This window comes from Noviherbaspirillum sp. ST9 (assembly GCF_048799745.1).
GTDB lineage: Bacteria > Pseudomonadota > Gammaproteobacteria > Burkholderiales > Burkholderiaceae_D > Noviherbaspirillum.
The window spans coordinates 1-522 of the sequence record NZ_JBLWFR010000215.1 but is presented as its reverse complement, the minus strand read 5'-3'; the positions used below and the strand labels follow the sequence as shown (position 1 = coordinate 522).

Below are 522 nucleotides of genomic sequence, written 5' to 3'. Positions count from 1 at the left end.
ATCTCCAACACTTCTTTTTGTTTTTGCTCCGGAAGGTGTGATAGGTTCCTCATAGAGTAAAGGTATAAAAAATGATCTTGTGGCACTTTATAATAAAGTTCAAATGAATTAAAATTACCGAGCGGTACAAGCTTTTTTTGAAAAGTTGACCAATATCAACTTTATCTTTTTCTTTGGTACTTCTGGAATAATTTAAAGAATACCACATAAATTCGTTACACCAAACCACAAGCATGAAATACTTAATATGTTTGCTGCTGACTCTTTCTATCTTTTCATCCTGCAAAAAGGATGAGGCTCCCTCAAAAACAGTGGTTTCAGCCATGGAACTAGTGATAACAGATCTCATTCCTGCTGACGTTTCTAAAATCCGTTTAACTAATGTCGCAGACAACACCTTTTCCGAAAAAGTGATTGATCCATCGAAAACTGGTGAAGGTCAGCTCGGAATAACGGTGCCTCTTTACTCTGCCGCAGAGACAGACGCGAAAATCACCGTCTATTACACCGACGGAAAAACAG

The 522-nt window shown here is 37.9% G+C and carries 1 protein-coding gene; it reads left to right on the top strand.

Annotated features, from left to right (window positions below; genetic code table 11):
• Positions 1-233: 233 nt before the first annotated feature.
• Positions 234-522, top strand: a 289-nt coding sequence (locus tag ACNOHI_RS25600) for a hypothetical protein (RefSeq protein ID WP_420477536.1), incomplete at its 3' end; no start/stop codon positions are given.